Here is a 21332-nt window from a genome sequence, read left to right on the forward strand (position 1 = left end):
CGGCGTTGTAATAAATTCGACATTATTCTGTTGACAGAAGCCCCCCGCCCGAATGAGGTTTGATCAACTGAGGGGGACAAGGTGTCAGAGCAGACAGATCTTTCGAATGAAGCCGTCGAGGTGATCAACGCCGGGGCCAAGGCGCCGCTGGTGTTGGTCTGCGAACATGCGGCGCGTGAGATACCGGCCTGCTTTGATGGTCTTGGTCTGGATGCTACGGCCCGCGAAAGCCATGTGGCATGGGATCCCGGCGCTCTGGCCGTGGCGCAGAAGATGGCGCAGGATTTAGACGCCGTGCTGGTGGCCGGGCGCGTTTCGCGGCTTGTTTACGACTGCAACCGCCCGCCCGAAGCCCCCGGCGCGATGCCCGCCCAGAGCGAGATTTTCGCGATCCCCGGCAATGCCACGCTTGATGACGCGGGCCGGGCCGAGCGGGTGACGCGCTATTACGAGCCCTTCCGCGCGACCCTTGCCGCGACGATCAAACGGGTCGATGCGCCCGCGATCGTGACGGTGCACAGTTTCACGCCCATTTACCACGGCAAACCGCGCCGCGTGGAAATTGGCATCCTGCATGACAGTGACACACGGCTGGCGGATGCGATGCTGGCGGTGGCGCCAGAGTTCACGGACCTAACGGTCGAGCGCAATGCGCCCTATGGCCCCCAAGACGGGGTAACCCATACGCTCAAGGAACACGGTTTGGCGCATGGCCATCCGCATGTCATGCTTGAGATCCGTAATGACCTGATCACAACCGAGGCCGAGCAACAGCAGATGGCCGCGATGATCAGCAATTGGTTGCGCGCCGCGCTCATGCGGCCCGAAATGAATGACGCGATGAAGGACGCCAAACCATGAAATTCATGCGGGGCTATATCCGGGGCATCGACGCGATGAACCGACGGATCGGGCGGATCATGATGTATGGCATCTTTGTCCTGATGGGGGTGCTTTTGTGGTCGACGGTCAGCAAGGCGTTTTTCGTCCCCTCGCTTTGGACGCTGGAAATGGCCCAATTCATCATGGTGGGCTACTACATCCTAGGCGGGCCCTATTCGATCCAACTCGGCTCGAACGTGCGGATGGACCTGCTCTATGGCGATTGGTCGCTCCGCCGCAAAGCGTGGTTTGATCTGTTCACTGTCTTCTTCCTGATCTTCTATCTCTGCGTGCTGCTCTATGGCGCAATCAGCTCGACAGCCTATTCGCTGGGCTATTGGGGGACTGAGCCGTTTAGCTTTTTCGGTGGGTTGGTCACGGGCACCGAAGAGATCGGCCATATGGAGAAATCCAGTTCCGCTTGGCGGCCCTACCTCTGGCCCATCAAGGTCGTGATGATCGTCGGCATCTTTCTGATGCTGCTGCAATGTCTGTCCGAGCTCGCGAAAGACGTGCTGCGGCTCAAGGGTGAGGCCATCTGATGTCCTATGAAATGATTGCGACATTGATGTTCTCATCGATGATGCTGATGCTGCTGACCGGCCAGCGGGTGTTTGGCGCTATCGGCTTTATCGCCGTGGTCTCGGCGCTGCTGCTTTGGGGCGACAAGGGCGGATATGACATCGGCTTTGCCGCCGCGATGAAGTTGATGAAGTGGTATCCGCTGCTGACGCTGCCGATGTTCATCTTCATGGGCTATGTCCTGAGCGAAAGCCGCATTGCAGATGACCTCTACAAGATGTTCCACGTTTGGATGGGCGGCGTGCGCGGCGGGCTGGCGATTGGGACGATTGGGTTGATGGTGCTGATCTCGGCGATGAACGGCCTGAGCGTGGCGGGCATGGCGATTGGCTCGACCATTGCGCTGCCGGAATTGCTGAAACGCGGATATGACAAAAGGATGGTGACCGGGGTGATCCAAGCCGGGTCGAGCCTTGGCATCCTTGTGCCGCCCTCGGTGGTGCTGGTGCTTTATGCGATGATCGCGCGGCAGCCGGTGGGGCAGCTGTGGCTCGCGGGGGTCATTCCGGGGCTGATGATGGCCGCGATGTTCATTGCCTATATCGTGATCCGGTGCCGCATGAATCCTGAGCTTGGTCCCATCCTCTCAGTCGAAGATCGTGACATTCCCCGTGCCGAGAAGCTGCGCCTTTTGCGCGCGGGCATCCTGCCGCTGGTGATCTTTGCGGTGATGATGGTGCCGTTTGTGCGCGGCTGGACCAGTCTTGTGGAAAGCTCTGCCATTGGGGCGGGCGCGGCTTTTCTTGCCGCCGTTCTTAAAGGCCGAATGACCCGCGAGGTTTTCGAGAACTCGGTGCGCAACACGTTGGGCATCACCTGCATGTTCATGTGGATCATCCTCGCCGCCTTGGCCTTTGGCGCGGTCTTTGACGGGCTGGGCGCGGTTAAGGCGATTGAGAGCTTGTTCACCGAGAAGATGAACCTCAGCCCCTGGATGATCCTGATCATGATGCAACTCAGCTTCATCATCATGGGCACCTTCCTTGATGACACCGCGATGCTGGTCATCGTGGCCCCGCTCTATGTGCCCTTGGTCGGTGCGCTGGGCTTTGATCTGATCTGGTATGGTATCCTGTACACGATCACCACGCAGATCGCCTATATGACGCCGCCGTTTGGCTATAACCTGTTCCTGATGCGCGCCATGGCTCCGCCGGAAATCACATTGCGCGACATCTATGCTTCGATCACGCCCTTCGTGCTGGTGATGGTCTTGGCGCTGATACTCGTCATGGTCTTCCCGCAGATCGCGACATGGCTGCCTGATTATATCTACGACAAATAACAACGAGAGCCGCGCAAAGACGGCCTGATATTTCAACAAAGGAGAGACGTATGACCACTCGCAGAAAGTTTCTATCCGGGGCCGCCGTCGCCGCCCCTGCGGCCCTCGCCGCGCCCTCCATCGTGCATGCCCAAGCGCCGATCAAATGGCGCATGCAGACCTATGCCGGCGCCGCTTTGGGTGAGCAGGTGACCAAACCGGCGGTCGATTACATCAATGCCGCCGCCAATGGCGAGATGGAGATCGAACTGTTCTACGCCGACCAGATCGTCCCCACCGGTGAGCTGTTCCAAGCGATGCAGCGCGGCACCATCGACATGGTGCATTCCGATGACGACTCCATGGCATCGCCCACGCCCTTGCAGCAATTCGGCGGCTATTTCCCCTTTGCCACTAAGCACATCCTCGACGTGCCGGTGCTGTTCAATCAATATGGGTTGGCCGACATCTGGAAAGAAGAATACGCCAAGGTCGGTGTCGAATGGCTGTCGGCTGCGGGCCAAGACCCCTGTAACTTCAACACCACCAAAGAGATCAAATCGGTCGCCGATCTGGACGGTCTGAAGCTTTACACCTTCCCCACCGCGGGCCGCTTCTTGTCGAAGTTCGGCGTGGTGCCGGTGAACATTCCCTACGAGGACGCCGAAGTCGCGGTGCAAACAGGCGAGCTCGACGGCATGGCGTGGTCGGGCATCACCGAAGACTACACCGTCGGCTGGGCCGATGTGACCGACTACTTCCTGACCAACAACATCTCGGGTGCTTGGATCGGGTCGTTCTTCGTCAACCAGCAGCAGTGGGCCGATCTGCCGGATCACCTCAAGCAGTTGGTCATGGCGGGGATCGAAGCGGGCCACACCTACCGCAACCAGTGGTACTGGGGCGGCGAGGCGCGTCTGCGGGCGCAGGGCGACAAGCTTAAGCTCAGCACCGTGCCTGCCGACGAATGGTCCGAAGTTGAAAACGCAGCCAAGGACTTCTGGACAGAGATCGCCGAAGAAGGCGAAGTGCACGCCAAGATCGTGCAGATCTTCCGCGACTATAACGAAGTCATCAACAAAGCCGGTCCGCCCTACACCAACGGCTGAACCGACAACCGGGGGCGCGCTGCCTGCGCCCCCGCCTTACCCCTGAAGTGGACAGAACATGCCCGGCACACTGACATTCGACGCGCTGAAAAAACTGGTCAAAGAGGGATCCGTCGACACGGTCCTTGCCTGCCTTGTGGATATGCAGGGCCGGTTGATGGGCAAACGCTTCCATGCCGTGAACTTTGTTGAGACCTCTTACAAAGAGACCCATTGCTGCAACTACCTGCTGGCCACCGACCTAGAGATGAGCACGCCCGAAGGCTTTGCCTCCACCTCGTGGGAGACGGGCTATGGCGATTATGTCATGCAGCCCGACCTTGATACGATCCGCCCGGTGCCGTGGCTCGAAGGCACCGTGATGGTGCTTTGCGATGTGCTGGATCACGACACCCATTCCCCGGTGCCCCATTCCCCTCGCGCCATGTTGAAAAAACAGATCGCGCGGCTGGAAGAGCTGGGCTTTGACGCGATGATGGCCACCGAGTTGGAGTTCTTCCTTTTCGAGCAGAGCTTTGACGCGCTGCGCAAAGATGGCTACCGCAACCTCGTGCCGTTCAGCGGCTACAACGAGGATTACAACATCTTCCAGACCACCAAAGAAGAGAACGTGATGCGCCCCGTGCGCAACCACCTCTTTGCCGCCGGTCTGCCGATTGAGAACTCCAAAGGCGAGGCCGAGGCGGGGCAGGAAGAGCTTAACATCCGCTATTCCCCGGCCCTCGACTGTGCCGACTACCACACGATCGCGAAACACGCGGTCAAGGAAATCGCGTGGCAACAGGGTCAGGCGGCAAGCTTCTTGCCCAAGTGGCACAAGGACCGGGTGGGCTCCTCCAGCCATGTGCACCAGTCGCTGTGGAAAGACGGCAAGCCGATGTTTGTCGATTCCAACGATGAACTGGGCATGTCCGACCTGATGCGCCACTACATGGCCGGGCTGATCGCCTATGCGCCGGAATATACCTATTTCCTCGCGCCCTATGTGAACAGCTACAAGCGTTTCGCCAAAGGCACCTTTGCACCGACCAAAACCGTCTGGTCCGTCGACAACCGCACCGCCGGATTCCGCCTATGCGGGGCGGGGACCAAGGGCGTTCGGGTCGAATGCCGTATTGGCGGATCGGACTTGAACCCCTATCTGGCGCAGACGGTCATGCTGGCTGCCGGAATCAAAGGGATCGAAGACAAGATGGAACTGGCCCCGCCCACACGCGGCGATGCTTATGGCGAGTCCGACGCTGTCGATATCCCCCAGACCCTGCGGGCAGCAACCGAGACCCTGCGCGGCTCGACGTTCTTGCGTGAGGTTTTGGGCGACGATGTAGTGACCCATTACACCCGCGCGGCGGAATGGGAGCAGGAAGAATATGACCGGGTGGTGACCGATTGGGAAATCGCCCGTGGCTTTGAAAGGGCCTGAGAATGACGACGGTAAAATGTATCTCTCCGATTGACGGTTCGGTCTATGCGGAACGCGAAACCCTAAGCAATGACGTGGCGCTTGAGGCTGTTGCCCGCGCTCGCAAAGCGCAAAAGGCATGGGCGGCGCGGCCCTTGCAGGAACGTGTCGATCTGGTGATGGGCGCGTTGAAAGAGATTGAGAATTCGACCGACCGCATGACCGAGGAACTGGCCCACCAAATGGGCCGCCCGGTGCGCTATGGCGGCGAATTCGGCGGTCTGCAGGAACGCACCAGCCACATGGCCAAGATCGCAGCCGATGCGCTGGCCCCCACGGTAATTGAAGACAGCGAAGCCTTTAGCCGCAAGATCATGCGTGAGCCGCATGGCGTGGTCTTTGTCGTGGCACCGTGGAACTACCCTTACATGACCGCCAACAACACCATCGCGCCTGCGCTCATTGCCGGGAATTCGGTGATCTTGAAACACGCCTCGCAGACCATTTTGGTCGGCGAGCATCTGGCCGATGCCTACCGCGCGGCGGGCGTGCCCGAGGATGTGTTCCAGAATGTGGTACTGAGCCATGACACCACCTCGGCGCTGATCGCCGACAATGCGTTCGATTTCGTGAACTTCACCGGTTCTGTCGGCGGTGGGCAGGCGATGGAGCGCGCGGCAGCTGGCACCTTCACTGGCGTCGCGACCGAGCTGGGCGGCAAAGACCCCGCCTATGTCCGGGCCGATGCCAATCTCGACGCGGCCGTCGATGGCGTGATGGACGGCGCGATGTTCAACGCGGGCCAATGCTGCTGCGGGATCGAGCGGATTTATGTGCACGAAAGCCTCTATGACGCTTTCGTCGAAAAGGCCGTGGCATGGATGAACAACCTCAACCTCGGTAACCCATTGGAAGAAGCCACGACGCTTGGCCCGATGGCCCATGTCCGTTTCGCCGAAGAGGTCCGCGCCCAGATCAATGAGGCGGTCGCCGCAGGTGCCAAGGCGCATATCGACAGAATGCCCGCCGATGACGGCGGTGCATACCTCACCCCGCAGGTGCTGACGGATGTCACCCATGAGATGCGCGTCATGCGCGACGAAAGCTTTGGCCCCGTGGTCGGTATCATGCCGGTCAAGGACGACGAAGAAGCCATCGCGCTGATGAACGACAGCCAATTCGGCCTGACCGCCGCGATCTTCACCGCCGATGCCGACGCCGCCGAGGCCATTGGCCAGCGGTTGGAAACCGGCACCGTCTTCATGAACCGCGCCGATTACCTTGACCCGGCGCTTTGCTGGACCGGCTGCAAGCAGACCGGGCGCGGCGCGGGCCTGTCTGAACTGGGCTATCACGCGCTGACACGCCCTAAATCCTACCACCTCAAGAAAGCCTGAGACATGTCCCTGACTGCCAATTGGTCTTACCCCACCGCCATCCGCTTCGGCGCGGGCCGAATTAAAGAGATCGCCGAAGCCTGCGCCGCCGCAGGTATCAAAAACCCGCTGTTGGTCACCGACAAAGGGCTGGCCTATCTGCCGATCACCCAGTCCACGCTGGACCTGATGGAGGCGGCTGGCCTTGGCCGCGCGATGTTCTCGGACGTTGACCCGAACCCGACCGAGATGAACGCCGAGGCGGGCATCAAGGTCTACCGCGACGGCGGCCATGACGGCGTGATCGCCTTTGGCGGCGGCTCGGGGCTTGATCTGGGCAAGGTCATCGCCTTCATGGCAGGCCAAACGCGCCCCCTGTGGGATTTTGAGGATATCGGCGACTGGTGGACCCGCGCCGACCCCGATGGCATCGCGCCGATCGTGGCCGTGCCGACGACGGCTGGCACCGGGTCTGAAGTGGGCCGCGCCAGCGTGATCACCAATTCCCAGAGCCATGAGAAAAAGATCATATTCCACCCCAAAATGCTGCCCGCCGTCGTGATCTGCGACCCGGAGCTGACCGTGGGCATGCCGCCGATGATCACCGCAGGCACCGGGATGGACGCCTTTGCCCATTGCCTCGAAGCCTTCTGTTCGCCGCATTACCATCCGATGAGCCAAGGCATGGCGCTGGAAGGGATGCGTCTGGTCAAGGAATATCTGCCCCGGGCCTATGCCGATGGCAGTGATCTTGAGGCGCGCGGGCATATGATGTCTGCCGCGGCCATGGGCGCCACGGCGTTCCAAAAGGGTCTGGGCGCGATCCATGCCATCAGCCACCCGATCGGCGCGGTACATCACACGCACCATGGCACCACCAACGCGGTTGTCATGCAGCCCGTCCTGCGCATGAACCGCCCCGCGATCGAAGAGCGTCTGACCAAAGCGGCGGCCTATCTTGATATCGTCGGCGGCTTTGACGGGTTTTACGATTTCGTCGGCAAGCTGAACGAAGAGTTGAACATCCCAAGCTCGCTGACCGCCCTTGGCGTGACGGACCCGGATATCGACGCGCTGGTGGCCTCGGCCTTGCAAGACCCAAGCTGCGGCGGCAACCCGATTGAACTGACCAAAGAGAATGTCACGCAGCTGCTGCGCGACTGCCTTTGAAACGCAAAACGGGGGGCCGGATCATCGGCCCCCCGTTTGATAGAAATCAGTGAAACGTCGGATCATTCAGTCGTTTTGGCTTCTTCCATATCCGCTTCAGTAACCTCGGGCCCGACCGAGACCAGATACGCCCAAACATCCTTGGCGTCTTCTTCGTCTCTCAGACGGTAAGACATCTTGGATTTGGCGCGGTTCGTGTCGAGATAGCTGGCCAGAAACTTCTTGGGATCGGCAACATATCCGGTGAAGTCTTCTTCGTTCCACGCCAGCCCGGCTTCGCCGGCCTCAACGATGGAATCGCCATAGCGGTAGTCTTCGACCGACCCCGCCACGCGGTTGTAGATTCCATAAAGGTTCGGCCCGGTGCGGCCGCCTTTTTGGATGTCATTGCCTTCATCATCTTGGATCATGTGGCAGCTTTTGCATTTACGAAAGACCTTTTCCCCGGCTTCGGCATCACCGGAGGCATGGCTTTCCGCCCAAAGGGGCGTGGCCCCGAGGCAAATGGCGAAGATCGACGCGATACGCATGTTCATTTTGAGTTCCTTTGTCTGGCTGATTTGAAACTAGCGTTTGGGGCGAGGGGGTAAAGCATATCGGCTGCGCCAAAAGGTAGCACGGGCGGGCTGCGGGCCGGTTAGCGGTTGAGACCAAGGGGAATTCCTCCGATAACTGCCGGTGAATTTCTTCTGCTTCGAGGGTGAGATGAACACAACGGCGAGCCGCCTCTGATGGAGATCATGGTCCCCGCTTGGGTCGACGGCACCCTGCAACCGGTTGAAAAACTCGCCGCGCATGAACGCGGTTTGCGGCATATGGCGGTTTCGGTCTTTGTCATTGCCGAGGGCAAGCTGCTGATGCAGCAGCGCGCGCTTGGCAAATACCACACCCCCGGCCTCTGGGCGAACACCTGCTGCACGCATCCGCAATGGGAAGAGCCGCCCCAAGCCTGCGCCACCCGGCGTTTGCATGAGGAGTTGGGGATCACCGGGCTGGACCTTCAACATCGCGGTCAAGTCGAATACCGCGCCGATGTTGGCGGCGGGCTGATTGAGCATGAGGTTGTTGAGGTCTTTCTCGCCCATGCAGACCCGGCGTTGTCGATTACGGAAAACCCCGAAGAGGTTATGGCGACGCGCTGGATCAGCCTAAGCGATCTGCACGCCAACCTCGCGCAGAACCCCGAAGAATATACGCCTTGGTTGCGGATCTACATGGCCGAACACGAAGGTCTGATCCTCGGCGGCGGGGCGATAAAATAACAGCAAAGGCGGGCCAGAGATGACCGAAGACATGCAAGACCAAAAGACACGCGCGGCGGATTGGTTCCGCAAGCTGCGCGATGACATCGTTCAGGCGTTCCACGACATTGAAGCGCGTCATGTCGGCGAGGAAGACGCCGGGCGGTTCGTGGTCAGCAACACCACCCGCACCGCGCCTGATGGGTCAGATGCGGGCGGCGGTGAGATGTCCGTCATGCGCGGCGGGCGCGTGTTTGAGAAGGTGGGCGTGAATATCTCCACCGTCTACGGCACCTTGGGCGAACGGGCGCAGGCGGCGATGGCCGCGCGCAAAGGCCTGCCCGGCATGGCTGATGATCCGCGTTTTTGGGCCTCGGGCATCAGTCTGGTCGCGCATATGCAAAACCCGCATGTGCCTGCGGTCCATATGAACACGCGAATGTTCTGGACCCCTCATGCTTGGTGGTTCGGGGGCGGAGCGGATTTGAACCCTTGTATCGAATATGACGAGGACACCGCTCACTTCCATGCCGAGATGAAGGGTGCCTGCGATCCCCATGGGGCGACACTCTATGACGAGTTGAAGGCTTGGGCGGATGAGTATTTCTACATCCCGCATCGCAAGCGCGCACGAGGCGTGGGCGGGATTTTCTATGACGACCGCAACAGCGGTGATTGGGCGGCGGATTTCGCCCTGACGCAGGATGTGGGCCGGGCATTTCTGCCCGCCTATGTGCCACTGGTCGACAAACGGCGCGAGATCGAGTGGGACATGGACGATAAGGACGTGCAACTGCGCCACCGTGGGCTCTATGCGGAGTATAACCTCGTCTATGACCGGGGGACGAAGTTCGGGCTTGAGACGGGGCATGACCCTGATGCAGTGCTGATGAGCTTGCCGCCGATGGCGAAGTGGGTGTGAACTGAGGCTGGGCAACAAGCAGGCAGGAGGCGCTGCACAATCGAGAGGCAGCCTTCCGCCCCTTTCTGTTAGAGCGACAAAGTAACGGCGAAGGTGCCATCTAGCCCGGAATCAAGCCGCAGGCGCCGGGCCATCGCCTGCCCGTCCGCCACGCCAGAGGCGTGCCGCCATATTTGGCGCACCTTCGGTGCGAACGGGTAGGCGATTTGGTGAGGCTAGGAATCCCCTCGTGAGTTCGCACCAAGGCTGAGGCATAAAGTGGCATGAGCCAACGTGGCATCGCCCACCCGCGGGCAGGCGATGGCCCTCATCTCTTAGCGCGAGTGTTCAGCCGCGCGTCCCGCGCACCGTATCAATCATCAACTGCACATTCTCCGGGTCCGCATCCGGCGTAATCCCGTGGCCAAGATTGAAGATATGCGGCCCCTTTGACAGCGCATCGACAATCGCCCGCGTCTCCTCCACCAACGCATCCCCACCAGTCACCATATGCGAGGATTTCAGATTGCCTTGCACACAGCCATGCGGCTGCACGTTCTCAGCGACCCATTCTGCGCTCACCGCATCATCCACTGCAATGCAGTCCGCTCCAGTCGCGGCATGCAGATTGGCAAACCGCGCCCCGGCACCGCGTGGGAAGGCGATGATCGGCACGCCCGGATGGCGGGCCTTGAGCGCACTGATGATCTGGCGCAGCGGCTCGGTCGAATAACGATCGAAATCGGTGCCTTGAAGCGACCCTGCCCAGCTGTCGAAAAGCTTCACCACCTCGGCCCCGGCTTGGATCTGCATATCGAGGTATTCGATTGTTGCCAGCGTGATCCGCTCCATCAGTGCATCGAACACCTCGGGGTTTTCATCCTTCAATGCGTGCGCCGGGCCTTGGTCCGGCGTGCCTTTGCCCGCGATCATATAGGTCGCCACCGTCCATGGCGCGCCTGCGAAACCGATCAGCGTGGTTTCCTCGGGCAGTTCGCGTGACAGGATGCGCACGGTCTCGTAAATCGGGGCGAGGTGGTCGTGAATGGCATCCGCCGGCTTCAGCGCCTCCATCTCGGCCTTGGTGGTGATCGTCGACAAACGCGGCCCTTCGCCGGTGACAAACCACAGGTCCGCGCCAAGCGCCTGCGGCACCAGCAGGATGTCGGCAAAAAGGATCGAGCCATCAAACCCATAGCGCCGGATCGGCTGCAACGTGACTTCGGCGGCCAGTTCGGGGTTATAGCAGAGCGACAGGAAATCCCCCGCCTTGGCCCGCGTCGCGCGATACTCCGGCAGGTAGCGGCCAGCTTGGCGCATCATCCAGATCGGTGGGGTCGGCAGGGTTTCGCCCGCAAGGGCGCGCAGGATGGTCTTATTCGCAGTCATTATGGCGTTCCTAATTGTGGCAAACCCGTAGGTAGCGCAGGTACAGCAGTTGTCAGTTCATGTCGACGGGGGTAGGGATGCGTCATGACGTATCAGCTTCCCACCCCGGCCCGGCCCCTCAACATTGGCACACGCGGATCGCTTCTGGCACTCGCGCAGGCGAATGAGGTGTGCGACCGGCTTGCCGCCGCCTTCGATCTGCCGTTCGAGGCTTTCACCATCGTCGTGATCAAGACCACGGGTGACAAGATCATCGACCGCCCGCTGAAAGAGATCGGCGGCAAGGGCCTGTTCACCCGCGAGATCGAGGCCGCGCTTCTGGACGGCTCCATCGACATTGCGGTGCATTCGATGAAGGACATGCCGACGCTGCAACCCGGTGGGCTGTTGATCGACACCTATCTGCCGCGCGAAGATTGCCGCGATGCTTTCATCTCGCCGCATCTGAAATCCATCGCCGACCTGCCGCAGGGTGCGGTTGTGGGCACCTCCAGCCTGCGCCGTCGGGCGCAGGTGAAACTGCGCCGCCCGGATCTGGAAGTGGTCGAGTTTCGTGGCAACCTGCAGACCCGTTTGAAAAAGCTGGATGACGGCGTGGCCGAGGCAACATTCCTTGCCATGGCCGGGCTGAACCGGCTGAAAATGGACGACGTGCCGCAGGCCGCCGTGCATCCCGATGACATGCTGCCCGCCATCGCCCAAGGGGCGATTGGGGTTGAACGCCGTGTTGATGACAGCCGCGCCGCCGACATGTTGGCCGCGATCCATGATCGCGCCACGGGCGAACAACTCGCTGCCGAACGCACGTTTCTGGCAACGCTTGACGGCTCTTGCGAGACGCCCATCGCCGGGCTGGCCGAACTCAACGGCACCGAGATGCGCCTGCGCGGACAGGTGCTGCGCCCGGACGGGTCGGACGCCATCGGCGACGACGTGACCTGCGCCATTTCCGACGGGGCCGAGGCGGGCGAGGCGATGGCCCGCAAGCTTTTGGCCGAGGCCGGACCGGGTTTCTTTGACTGGCGCGAATGATCGGCAATCTCTTCACGCTGAAACAGCTTGAAGCGCTGATCTGGGTCGCGGACCTTGGCAGCTTTCGCCGCGCCGCTGCACATCTGAACACGACACAGCCCAATATCTCGGCTCGGATCTCCGGGCTGGAGGCGACGCTGGGCGTTACCCTGATGCAACGCGACGCCGGGTCGATCCGGCTGACCGAAAAAGGCACCGCCCTGCTGGCCCAAGCCCGCCGCGTGCTGCGCGAAGCCGAGGCGCTGGTTGAGACCGCCGCGCGGCCTGACCTGATCGACGACAGCCTGCGCCTTGGGGTGACTGAAGTGGTCGCCAGCACATGGCTGCGCCCCTTCCTGCGCGCATTGGCCGAGGTCTATCCCAATCTCACCGTCGAACTTACCGTCGACCTGTCCCGCGATCTGGATCAGGAGCTTGCCGCCCATGCGCTGGACCTGACGTTGCAAACCGCGCCCTTCTCGACCCCCGCAAGCGGGCAGGTGGACTTGGCGACCTATGACTACATCTGGGTCGCTGCCCCTGAATTGGCCGCGCAGATCGGCCCCGCCCCCGACTTTGCCGCGATGCTGCGCCATCCGGTGCTGGGCCATGCGCGGCACACGCAGGCCCATTCCGATTTGATCCGCCATTTCGATGGCACCACCGCGCCCAAGGCCCGTTTGGTGCCTTCGAGCAGCCTGTCGGCGGCGATGAACATGGTGCTCGACGGGATGGGCGTGGCGGTAATGCCGCGTGTCATGGTGGCAGGCGCGCTGGCCGATGGCGCGTTGCAAACTCTGCCCGCCGCTTGGCACCCGCGCCCCTTGCAGGTCGCCGCGCGCTATCACGCGGATCGCACGCCCGCCTATGTCGCCCGCGCCGCCGAACTGGCCCGAGACTACGCCCGGGCATTCGATGCAGAGGATCGAAAAAACCTTTCACACCCATAGAATATAATAATTTGCACCGATGCTGCGCCCGCTCCTATCCTGCGCCCAAACAGGAGTGAGACATGGCATCAACCATTCGACTGGGCGTAGACATCGGCGGCACCTTTACCGACGTGGTTCTGGAAAAGGGCGGAGAGAGCTTCTCGACCAAGGTGCTGACGACCTATGCCGCGCCCGAGAACGCGATCATCGACGGGATGCATCAGGTCTGCACCAAGGCCGGGATCACCCCTGCCGACCTGACCCAGATCATCCACGGCACAACGCTGGCCACCAACGCGCTGATCGAGCGGCGCGGGGCCAAGACGGCGCTGATCACGACCCAAGGTTTCCGCGACGTGATCGAGATGCGCACCGAAAGCCGGTTCGAGCAATATGACCTGAACCTCAATCTGCCCGAACCGCTGCTGCCACGGCAGATGCGCTACACGGTGGAAGAGCGCGTGGATGCCACCGGCGCGGTTCTGCTGCCGCTCGACCGTACCGAGGTCGAAGCCCTGGCCGACCGCATTGCCGAAGGCGGCTATGACAGCGTCGCGGTGGGGCTGATCCATTCCTACCTGAACGACACGCATGAGCGGATGATCCGCGAGGTGCTGGAAGAGCGGCTGCCGGGGGTCATGGTCTCGATCTCTTCCGAGGTCTCGCCGCAGATGCGCGAGTATGAGCGGTTCAACACCGTGGTCGCCAATGCTTATATCAAGCCTCTGATGAAAAGCTACCTCGGGCGGCTTGAAGGGCGGCTTCAGGAGGAAGGTGTCTCTTGCAACATCTTCCTGATGCATTCGGGCGGCGGCATCATCTCGATCGAAAGCGCCGCCGAATTCCCCGTGCGGCTGGTGGAATCCGGCCCGGCGGGGGGCGCGGTCTTTGCCGCCAACATCGCCGCACGCTACGGGCTCGACAAGGTGCTGAGCTTTGACATGGGGGGCACCACGGCCAAGATTTGCCTGATCAAAAACCAGACGCCCAAGACCAGCCGGGTGTTCGAAGTGGCCCGGACCTATCGGTTCAAGAAAGGGTCGGGCATGCCGATCTCGATCCCGGTGATCGACATGGTCGAGATTGGCGCAGGGGGCGGCAGCCTTGCCCATGTGGACGCCATGCGGCAGATCCGTGTGGGGCCGGAAAGCGCGGGCTCCGAGCCCGGCCCCGCCTGTTATGGCCGGGGGGGCGCGAAGCCCGCGGTGACCGATGCCGATCTGGTGCTGGGCAAGCTGGACCCCGACAACTTCGCGGGCGGCTCGATCCGGCTGGATACCGCAGGTTCCGAGACGGCGCTGCACCAGGTCATCGGGCAAGAGCTCGACATGGACGCCGCCACCGCCGCCTTTGGGCTGGCCGAGGTGGTGGACGAGAATATGGCCAATGCCGCGCGGGTGCATGCGGTGGAAAACGGCGAGGATCTCAGCGACTACACGATGATCGCCTTCGGTGGCGCGGCCCCGCTGCACGCTGGACGGCTCTGTGAGAAGTTGGGCGTCGAACGCCTGTTGGTGCCGCCCGGCGCCGGGGTCGGCTCGGCCATCGGGTTCCTGCGCGCGCCCTTCAGCTTCGAGGCCAACCGCTCGGTCTATATGAAGCTGTCGGATTTCGACGCTGGCCGCATCAAGACGCTGCTGGCCGAACTGCAGGAAGAGGCCACCGGCTTTGTCCGGAACTGCGACGCCGGGGCGGAAATCCTGTCGGAATACAAAGTCTACATGCGCTACAGCGGGCAGGGCTGGGAGATCCCCATCGTGCTGGACGAGGCAGACGCCCTAGCCCCCGATGCCGCGCGGTTCGAGGCGCTTTTCGAGGCCGATTACGCCAAGCTTTTCGGCCGCACCGTAGAGGGGTTGGATATCGAGATCACGGTCTGGTCGGTCAATGCCACCACCCCGCCCGAGGCGGTCGCCCGCACCGCAGAGCAGTCCCCGGGTGCGGCGGCAGATGTGGCTCTAACAAGGCGTATGTTCGACCCGGCGCTCGCTGAATACTGCGAGGCCGACGTGGTCCTGCGCGCCCAGATGGCCCCTGGCCAAACCGCCCAAGGCCCCGCCGCGATCACCGAGGATGAGACGACGATCATCCTGCCCGCCTCGCGCCGCGCCATCTGTCAGCCCGACGGCTGCATCGACATCACCGTGAAAGGGTAAGCCCATGGCACAGACACATTCCAACGTCGCTTATCAGGTCATGTGGAACCGGCTGATCTCGGTCGTCGAGGAACAGGCGCAGGCGCTGGTGCGCACGGCCTTCTCGACCTCGGTGCGCGAGGCGGGGGATCTCTCGGCTGGCGTCTATGACACCGACGGTCAGATGCTGGCGCAGGCGGTCACCGGCACGCCCGGCCACGTCAACGCCATGGCCGACGCGGTGGCGCATTTCATCCGCCGCATCGGGCGGCAGAACATCCTTGAGGGTGATGTCTATATCACCAACGACCCTTGGGAGGGGACGGGCCATCTGCATGACATCACCATGGTCACGCCGTCTTTTCACCGTGGCAAGCTGGTCGGGTTTTTTGCCTGCACCGCGCATATCGTCGACATCGGCGGGCGTGGCTTTGGCGCGGATGCGGCGAGTGTTTACGAAGAAGGGCTCTATCTTCCGATCATGAAGTTCGCCGATGCGGGCAAGGTCGATGAGAGGCTGGTTCGGATCATCCGTGGCAACGTGCGCGAGCCGGATCAATTGGTCGGCGACATCTACGCGCTGACCACCTGCAACGAGATCGGTCATCGCCGCCTGATTGACATGATGGAGGAGTTTGCCCTCGATGATCTGACTGGCATCGCGGGTTTCATCCTCGACAATTCCCGCCGCGCCACCTTGGAGCGCATCGCCGCCTTGCCGCGCCATCAGGCGACCGGCGAGATGACCATCGACGGGTTCGACACGCCGATCACGCTGAAGGTCACGGTGAACATTGCCGAAGACCACATCCTGTCGGATTTCGCGGGCACGTCCGGGATCGATAAGAAGGGCATCAACTGCCCGCTGGTTTATACCAAGGCCTATGCCTGCTACGCCCTGAAATGCGCCATCGCGCCCGAAATCCCCAACAACGCCGCCTCGCTGGAGCCGTTCCGGATCACCGCGCCCGAGGACACCATCGTCAACGCGGTGCACCCGGCACCCGTGGCCCTGCGGCACATCGTCGGTCACTTCGTGCCCGACACGGTCTACGCCGCGCTCGATCAGATCCTGCCGAACCTCGTGCCGGCCGAGGGCGCGGGCTGCCTGTGCAACTTCCAAGTCAGTCTGCGCCCGCGCACGGATGCGCATGCCCCAGCAGGCGCGCGCCGGGCCGAGGTGCTCACTTTCAACTCCGGCGGCTCGGGCGCGCGGCCGCAGCATGATGGGCTGAACGCCACGGCTTTCCCCTCGGGCGTGATGACCATGCCGGTGGAGGCCACGGAACATGCCGGTCCTGTGGTGATCTGGCGCAAAGAACTGCGCCCCGACAGCGGCGGCGCGGGCCGCCAGCGCGGGGGGCTGGGGCAGTACATGGAAGTCAGCGCCCGCGCGGGGCATGAGTTCGACATGCAGGCCATGTTCGACCGGGTCGATCATCCCGCCCGTGGGCGGCAGGGTGGCGCTCCCGGTGCCCCGACCACCATCGCCCGCGACGATGGCACGCCGATGCGCGGTAAGGGCAAACAGTTCGTGCCGCATGGGGCAAAGGTGATGATGGCCTTTCCGGGCGGCGCGGGCTACGGCCCCGCCACCGAGCGCCCCAAGGACTTGGTGAAACGCGACCTTCTGCGCGGCTACATCAGCGCAGAGGTGGCAGCGGCAGACTATGGGCTGAGCGCCGAAGACATCCGCGAGGTGCAAGAGGCGATCCGCAAAGGCGCGGACCTGTGAAAGAGTTATCGCTCAAGGGTTTATAAGCGCACGGGGGTCATTGACTGTTACAAAGCGCGGGTGTTCCTTGGCCCCATCATGCCAAGAGGAAACCAGTGATGTATGTGATTGACCCCCCAAAGCAGAGCAGCCTTGCCGTTCAAGGCACCAGCGACCGTTTCCCGGTGCGCCGCGTCTTTTGCGTGGGCCGTAACTATGAGGCGCATGTGCTTGAAATGGGCAATGACATGCGCGACCCGCCGTTCTTTTTCACCAAACCCGCCGATGCCACGCTCGATACGCCCTGCACTGTGCCCTATCCGCCGCTGACGGAGGATTTCCACTTTGAAGCAGAGCTTGTCATCGCCATCGGCAAGGGCGGCGCAAACATCGCAGAAGCGGATGTGATGGATCACATTTGGGGCGCATCTGTGGGCATCGATTTCACCCGCCGCGACCTTCAGGCGCAGGCCAAGAAGATGGGCCGCCCGTGGGACTGGTCCAAGGCCTTTGACAACTCCGCGCCCATCGCGCCGATCCTGCCCATGGCCGATGTCCCCTCGGTCGAGAAGGGCCGCCTTTGGCTTGCCGTGAACGGCGAGATGAAGCAGGAGGCCGATCTGTCGCAGATGATCTGGTCGGTGCGGGAGCATACCGCCACCCTGTCGCAGGCCGTGACCTTGGCACCGGGCGACATCATCATGACCGGCACGCCTGCCGGTGTCGCGGCGGTGCAGCCCGGCGATGTGATCACCGGGGGGGTCGACGGCATCTCCGAGTTCGAAGTCACCGTCGGACCGCGCGCCTAAAGCGCGCGGCTCGGTCTAGGCCCCGGCCAGCGTGCGCTCTGCCCGCGCGCGGGCTTGGGCCGCCAGATCGAGCAGGCCAGTCTTTTCATAGACCTCGCCCAGCATCCGGTTCAGCGGCACGCCATCGGGGTCGTAGGTCCGGCGCATCTCAAGCACCTGCTGCGCGGCAGAGGCCCGTCCATCGCGCACCAGCGCGTCGAGGTGGATTTGCTCGAACAGGTCCCGCTGCGCATGGCTGCCGCCACATTCGGCCATGCGGGGCAGGGCCATGCCAAGCTCGCGGATCGCCGTGGCCCACTCCCCCTTGGCATGGGCGGCGATGCCCCGGGCGGCGGGCAGCGCGACTTCGGCCCATGCGGCGTGGTCATGGGCGGCAGTCTCACTCGCGCGGGCATTGATCGCGCGGAGCATCTCTGCCGCCTCGGGCCGGCCGGTGCGGCAAAGGGCATAGAGATATTGCAACGTCAGGAAGGGGCTCACCGTATCCGCCCCCCGCGCCGCCACATGGTCGGCCACATCGCCCCAACGGTCGCCCACAGCGACGCCTGCGAATTCCATCCGCGCCAGCAGAGACACGGCGCCGACTTGATCTTGGGAATAGTCCTTTTCCAGCCCCCAGATATGCTGGTCATAGGCGGCGCGGACATCGTCGTGGCGGCCCTGCGACAGGTAGAACAGCGCCAGATGCCACCAATTGTGGCTCCGCATGAAGGAGTTCAGATCGCTCCACGTCTCGGCCACGCTTTCCATGAAACGCGCGCCTTCAGTGACGCGGCCTTGCGTTAGCATCACATGGGCCAGCGCGTGATGCGCCCAAGGCTCATCATGGCGCAATTCCATCGCCCGGCGGGCAGCAGCCTCGGCCCGGTCGAGCAGATGGCATTGCTCATAACCAAAGGCGATCATGCCGTGCGTATAGGCGATGTCTTCGGCCTCGGGCAGGGATTTCAGTGCAAGGCGCAACATGCCAGCGGCATCGCCTGTGTTGAACAGATGGTATTGCGCCAGTTTCAGCATCGCCAGATCGCGCGGCCATTTGTCGGTGATGGCATCACAGGCAGCGACGAGGGCGGGCACATCGCCGTCGATCCAGTGGCCCACGGCGCGGATAATCTCTTGCTCGCGGGCGTTGGCCCCGGTCGCGGCTGTGGCGCGTTCCAGATAGGGGCGGGCTTTTTCCGGTGCGATGGGGTGCTCAAGGAACATCCACAATAGCGCGGCATAGGCGTTGACCAACGGCCCCTCCGGGTCGGCATCGGCTGCGGCGATGATGCCTGCGGCTTTGGGCTGGTAGGACAGAAAGCCGTGGATGAAATCGTTGATCGCCTGCAGGGTTTCCGGGCGGCTGGCAGAGGTTTCCAATCCGTAAAGGTCTTGTGTCATCTTGGGTCTCCGGCGGTGGCGTGGAATTGGCGCAGGTGTTGGGCGACGGCTTCGGCAGCGTCCCAATGGATCGAATGGCCTGCGTTTGGCAGGGTGGTCTGCGTCACGTTCGGGATCTGAGCAAAGGCGTCCTCGGCGGCGGCGCGGGGGATCAGCAGGTCTTCGGCCCCGTGGAGCACTTGGGTCGGGCAGGTCAGATCAAAGGGCCGCACCGTGGGGCGAAAGCCGCGCAGCGCTTCGAGTTGATGGGCCATGGCATCCGCGCTTTGCGCATGGGGATAGGCCAATGCGGCGGCAAGGGCGGTTTCAGTATTTGTCGGATCGGAAAAGAAACCGGGGGCGAAAATCCAAGGGTAGAGCGCGCGCAGCCAAAGCTGCTCCCCTTCCGGCGCGCGGCGCACGGCGAGCAGCGCGTCGAACACCGCCATGGTGCGCGGCGCACGGACCGGGGCGGAGGCGAGGATGCTCATCGCTTGGATGCGCTCGGGCGCAAGGCCAAAAAGCTCCATCGCCATTAGGCCGCCCATGGAATGGCCGACAACGTGAAACTTTGCGTGCCCCAGTTCATCCATTAACGCCAGCGCATCACGGGCCATCTGCCCGACGGAGGTTTCCGCGTCCCACGGCGTTGTGCGCCCGGTGCTGCGGTTGTCAGGCCGGATCTGCGTGAAATGATCCGACAGCAGCGGGGCCAAAGCGCCCCAGCTTGCACTGTCGCTGAGCATGCCCGCCAGCATCAGCAGAGGCGGGCCGCTGCCGTCGACCTCGTAATGAAGGGAGATATCGGAGAGGGACAGATCAGGCATTCAGCGTGCTCCAACAGGGCAGAAGATCCCCTTCGGCGGGGGAGGCGGCATAGATCGCGCGGGCGATGGCGCGTGACAGGCAAAGGGCGGCGGCATGGCCGATCATCGCTACGTCCCCCGCAGGTCGCGCCGCGGTTGAGAGGGAGAAAACCAGATCGCCGTCATTGGGCATATGCGCGGGCACCACCGCGCGGGCGATTCCGTCATGGGCGGCCACGGCAACGCGCTGGCATTCGGCTTTGGTCAACGTGGCATCGGTGGCGACGATGGCGATGGTGGTATTGGCGCGGGCCGACATGGCGGCCATCTTGCGGCTTTCAAAGGAGAGGCCCAGCCCGGCGGAGGGGTCGGGCCCCAGTCCGCCAAACTCTCCGTCGATCTCAAAGGGGGCGGCGTGGAAATGGCGGTCGCCCGGGGTGGTGACGGCGCCCACCGGATTGGCCCCCACCAGCGCACCGACCATGCTGCCATCGGGCAGTTGCAAACTGGCCGAGCCGAGCCCGCCTTTGACCATCGCGCTGAGCGCGCCGGTGCCCGCGCCGACAGAGCCTATTTCAAACTCTTCGCCTGCCGCTTCCATGGCCTTACAGCCCAAATCGGCATAGGGGTTCTGCGCCCAATCCTTGTCTCCGCCGTTGAGTAAATCAAACAGGATCGCGCCGGGCACCAGCGGGATCAGCGCATTACCGACGCGAAACCCGCGCCCCTGCGCGCGCAGGGCATCCACCACGCCCGAACAGGCATCCAACCCATAAGCAGAGCCGCCAGAGAGCACCAGCGCATCGACCGCCGCCACGGTCTTGTCGGGGGCAAGCAGGTCGGTCTCGCGCGTGCCGGGGGCGCCGCCCATGACGTGGACGGAGGCGGTGAAGGGCGCGTCGCCGATCAGCACGGTGCTGCCGGATTTCAGCCGCGTGTCCTGCGCATTGCCGACCTTCAGCCCTGCCACATCGGTGATCAGGTTGCGGGGGCCGGGGCGCATCGGGGCGGTCATGGGCGGCACCCGCGGGCTGCCGCGCTATTCACGTGAAACATCCCCGTAATGGTGCAAATGGGCGAGGGGTCTAACAGTGGCATCGTCACTCCGGCATTGATTTCGGGCGGAGTTTGCGCGCTTCCCCAGCGGATGCCAAGGCCTGTGCTGCCAGAGAACTGCCCAACCGGATGCGCGCCATAAAAATGGGCGCGCAGGTTGCCCCGCGCGCCCGATCCGTCCGGCATGGCCG

At 62.7% G+C, this 21332-nt stretch carries 19 protein-coding genes; 14 read left to right on the forward strand and 5 right to left on the reverse strand.

What is annotated here, in order from left to right; all coding sequences use genetic code 11:
* Positions 1-81: 81 nt before the first annotated feature.
* Genes K3758_RS00585 through K3758_RS00615 form a run of 7 tightly spaced genes read left to right on the forward strand, consistent with a single transcriptional unit; the run spans position 82 to position 7785 of the window.
* Entirely contained in the window at positions 82-861 is a 780-nt protein-coding gene (locus K3758_RS00585; protein ID WP_259946846.1) for an N-formylglutamate amidohydrolase, read from the forward strand.
* Complete coding sequence (locus K3758_RS00590; RefSeq protein ID WP_259946847.1) at positions 858-1424, forward strand: TRAP transporter small permease subunit; 567 nt, start codon at positions 858-860, stop codon at positions 1422-1424. The genes K3758_RS00585 and K3758_RS00590 overlap by 4 nt, the downstream gene beginning before the upstream one ends.
* Complete coding sequence (locus K3758_RS00595; protein ID WP_259946849.1) at positions 1424-2749, forward strand: TRAP transporter large permease subunit; 1326 nt, start codon at positions 1424-1426, stop codon at positions 2747-2749. The genes K3758_RS00590 and K3758_RS00595 overlap by 1 nt, the downstream gene beginning before the upstream one ends.
* Positions 2750-2799: 50 nt before the next feature.
* A complete protein-coding gene (locus tag K3758_RS00600; RefSeq protein WP_259946850.1) occupies positions 2800-3837 on the forward strand; it encodes a TRAP transporter substrate-binding protein in 1038 nt (345 codons plus the stop codon).
* A gap of 58 nt (positions 3838-3895) precedes the next feature.
* Positions 3896-5260: a glutamine synthetase family protein gene (locus K3758_RS00605; RefSeq protein ID WP_259946852.1), complete on the forward strand. Its 1365-nt coding sequence runs from the start codon at positions 3896-3898 to the stop codon at positions 5258-5260.
* A gap of 2 nt (positions 5261-5262) precedes the next feature.
* A complete protein-coding gene (locus K3758_RS00610; RefSeq protein WP_259946854.1) occupies positions 5263-6636 on the forward strand; it encodes an aldehyde dehydrogenase family protein in 1374 nt (457 codons plus the stop codon).
* A 3-nt stretch (positions 6637-6639) separates the two neighbouring features.
* Entirely contained in the window at positions 6640-7785 is a 1146-nt protein-coding gene (locus K3758_RS00615; RefSeq protein WP_259946855.1) for an iron-containing alcohol dehydrogenase, read from the forward strand.
* Positions 7786-7847: 62 nt separating this feature from the next.
* Here the strand turns inward: K3758_RS00615 and K3758_RS00620 are convergent, their stop codons facing one another.
* Positions 7848-8321: a cytochrome c family protein gene (locus K3758_RS00620; RefSeq protein ID WP_259946857.1), complete on the reverse strand. Its 474-nt coding sequence runs from the start codon at positions 8319-8321 to the stop codon at positions 7848-7850.
* Positions 8322-8516: 195 nt separating this feature from the next.
* Here K3758_RS00620 and idi point away from each other — a divergent pair, with 195 nt between their 5' ends.
* Together idi and hemF are read left to right on the forward strand one after the other, a co-directional pair.
* Positions 8517-9047 carry an isopentenyl-diphosphate Delta-isomerase gene (gene idi, locus K3758_RS00625; protein ID WP_259946859.1) on the forward strand — a complete coding sequence of 177 codons (531 nt, stop codon included), beginning with the start codon at positions 8517-8519 and terminating at the stop codon, positions 9045-9047.
* 19 nt (positions 9048-9066) lie between these two features.
* On the forward strand, positions 9067-9948 hold the full coding sequence (gene hemF / locus K3758_RS00630; protein ID WP_259946860.1) for an oxygen-dependent coproporphyrinogen oxidase: 882 nt from the start codon (positions 9067-9069) through the stop codon (positions 9946-9948).
* A gap of 327 nt (positions 9949-10275) precedes the next feature.
* Here the strand turns inward: hemF and hemE are convergent, their stop codons facing one another.
* Positions 10276-11316: a uroporphyrinogen decarboxylase gene (gene hemE, locus K3758_RS00635; protein WP_120349840.1), complete on the reverse strand. Its 1041-nt coding sequence runs from the start codon at positions 11314-11316 to the stop codon at positions 10276-10278.
* 84 nt (positions 11317-11400) lie between these two features.
* Here hemE and hemC point away from each other — a divergent pair, with 84 nt between their 5' ends.
* The 5 genes from hemC (at position 11401) to K3758_RS00660 (ending at position 17917) form a co-directional block, all read left to right on the forward strand.
* Complete coding sequence (gene hemC / locus K3758_RS00640) at positions 11401-12348, forward strand: hydroxymethylbilane synthase (RefSeq protein WP_259946862.1); 948 nt, start codon at positions 11401-11403, stop codon at positions 12346-12348.
* Positions 12345-13277, forward strand: a complete 933-nt coding sequence (locus tag K3758_RS00645) for a LysR family transcriptional regulator (RefSeq protein ID WP_259946863.1) — start codon at positions 12345-12347, stop codon at positions 13275-13277. The genes hemC and K3758_RS00645 overlap by 4 nt, the downstream gene beginning before the upstream one ends.
* 62 nt (positions 13278-13339) lie before the next feature.
* Positions 13340-15415, forward strand: a complete 2076-nt coding sequence (locus K3758_RS00650) for a hydantoinase/oxoprolinase family protein (RefSeq protein ID WP_259946865.1) — start codon at positions 13340-13342, stop codon at positions 15413-15415.
* Between the two features lie 4 nt (positions 15416-15419).
* Positions 15420-17129: a hydantoinase B/oxoprolinase family protein gene (locus tag K3758_RS00655; protein ID WP_259946867.1), complete on the forward strand. Its 1710-nt coding sequence runs from the start codon at positions 15420-15422 to the stop codon at positions 17127-17129.
* A gap of 98 nt (positions 17130-17227) precedes the next feature.
* Positions 17228-17917 (forward strand): fumarylacetoacetate hydrolase family protein, encoded by a 690-nt coding sequence (locus tag K3758_RS00660; protein ID WP_067262780.1) that lies wholly within the window; start codon positions 17228-17230, stop codon positions 17915-17917.
* Positions 17918-17932: 15 nt separating this feature from the next.
* Here the strand turns inward: K3758_RS00660 and K3758_RS00665 are convergent, their stop codons facing one another.
* Genes K3758_RS00665 through K3758_RS00675 form a run of 3 tightly spaced genes read right to left on the reverse strand, consistent with a single transcriptional unit; the run spans position 17933 to position 21088 of the window.
* Positions 17933-19300, reverse strand: coding sequence for a tetratricopeptide repeat protein (locus tag K3758_RS00665; RefSeq protein ID WP_259946869.1), 1368 nt, complete (start codon positions 19298-19300; stop codon positions 17933-17935).
* On the reverse strand, positions 19297-20106 hold the full coding sequence (locus K3758_RS00670) for an alpha/beta fold hydrolase (protein WP_259946871.1): 810 nt from the start codon (positions 20104-20106) through the stop codon (positions 19297-19299). The genes K3758_RS00665 and K3758_RS00670 overlap by 4 nt, the downstream gene beginning before the upstream one ends.
* Complete coding sequence (locus K3758_RS00675; RefSeq protein WP_259950141.1) at positions 20099-21088, reverse strand: P1 family peptidase; 990 nt, start codon at positions 21086-21088, stop codon at positions 20099-20101. Before K3758_RS00675 ends, K3758_RS00670 begins: the two co-directional genes overlap by 8 nt.
* Positions 21089-21332: the final 244 nt, after the last annotated feature.

The sequence above is a fragment of the Sulfitobacter sp. W002 genome, assembly GCF_025142135.1.
In the GTDB taxonomy this organism is placed as follows: Bacteria; Pseudomonadota; Alphaproteobacteria; order Rhodobacterales; family Rhodobacteraceae; genus Sulfitobacter; species Sulfitobacter profundi.

Bases quoted from the DNA above. Each gene is read 5' to 3' on its own strand.
- K3758_RS00595 (WP_259946849.1), top strand. From the start codon at position 1,424: ATGTCCTATGAAATGATTGCGACATTGATGTTCTCATCGATGATGCTG.
- hemC (WP_259946862.1), top strand. From the start codon at position 11,401: ATGACGTATCAGCTTCCCACCCCGGCCCGGCCCCTCAACATTGGCACA.
- K3758_RS00655 (WP_259946867.1), top strand. From the start codon at position 15,420: ATGGCACAGACACATTCCAACGTCGCTTATCAGGTCATGTGGAACCGG.
- K3758_RS00605 (WP_259946852.1), top strand. From the start codon at position 3,896: ATGCCCGGCACACTGACATTCGACGCGCTGAAAAAACTGGTCAAAGAG.
- K3758_RS00600 (WP_259946850.1), top strand. From the start codon at position 2,800: ATGACCACTCGCAGAAAGTTTCTATCCGGGGCCGCCGTCGCCGCCCCT.
- K3758_RS00610 (WP_259946854.1), top strand. From the start codon at position 5,263: ATGACGACGGTAAAATGTATCTCTCCGATTGACGGTTCGGTCTATGCG.
- K3758_RS00675 (WP_259950141.1), bottom strand. From the start codon at position 21,088: ATGCGCCCCGGCCCCCGCAACCTGATCACCGATGTGGCAGGGCTGAAG.
- K3758_RS00620 (WP_259946857.1), bottom strand. From the start codon at position 8,321: ATGAACATGCGTATCGCGTCGATCTTCGCCATTTGCCTCGGGGCCACG.
- K3758_RS00650 (WP_259946865.1), top strand. From the start codon at position 13,340: ATGGCATCAACCATTCGACTGGGCGTAGACATCGGCGGCACCTTTACC.
- K3758_RS00660 (WP_067262780.1), top strand. From the start codon at position 17,228: ATGTATGTGATTGACCCCCCAAAGCAGAGCAGCCTTGCCGTTCAAGGC.
- hemF (WP_259946860.1), top strand. From the start codon at position 9,067: ATGACCGAAGACATGCAAGACCAAAAGACACGCGCGGCGGATTGGTTC.
- K3758_RS00615 (WP_259946855.1), top strand. From the start codon at position 6,640: ATGTCCCTGACTGCCAATTGGTCTTACCCCACCGCCATCCGCTTCGGC.
- hemE (WP_120349840.1), bottom strand. From the start codon at position 11,316: ATGACTGCGAATAAGACCATCCTGCGCGCCCTTGCGGGCGAAACCCTG.
- K3758_RS00665 (WP_259946869.1), bottom strand. From the start codon at position 19,300: ATGACACAAGACCTTTACGGATTGGAAACCTCTGCCAGCCGCCCGGAA.
- K3758_RS00645 (WP_259946863.1), top strand. From the start codon at position 12,345: ATGATCGGCAATCTCTTCACGCTGAAACAGCTTGAAGCGCTGATCTGG.
- K3758_RS00670 (WP_259946871.1), bottom strand. From the start codon at position 20,106: ATGCCTGATCTGTCCCTCTCCGATATCTCCCTTCATTACGAGGTCGAC.
- idi (WP_259946859.1), top strand. From the start codon at position 8,517: ATGGAGATCATGGTCCCCGCTTGGGTCGACGGCACCCTGCAACCGGTT.
- K3758_RS00590 (WP_259946847.1), top strand. From the start codon at position 858: ATGAAATTCATGCGGGGCTATATCCGGGGCATCGACGCGATGAACCGA.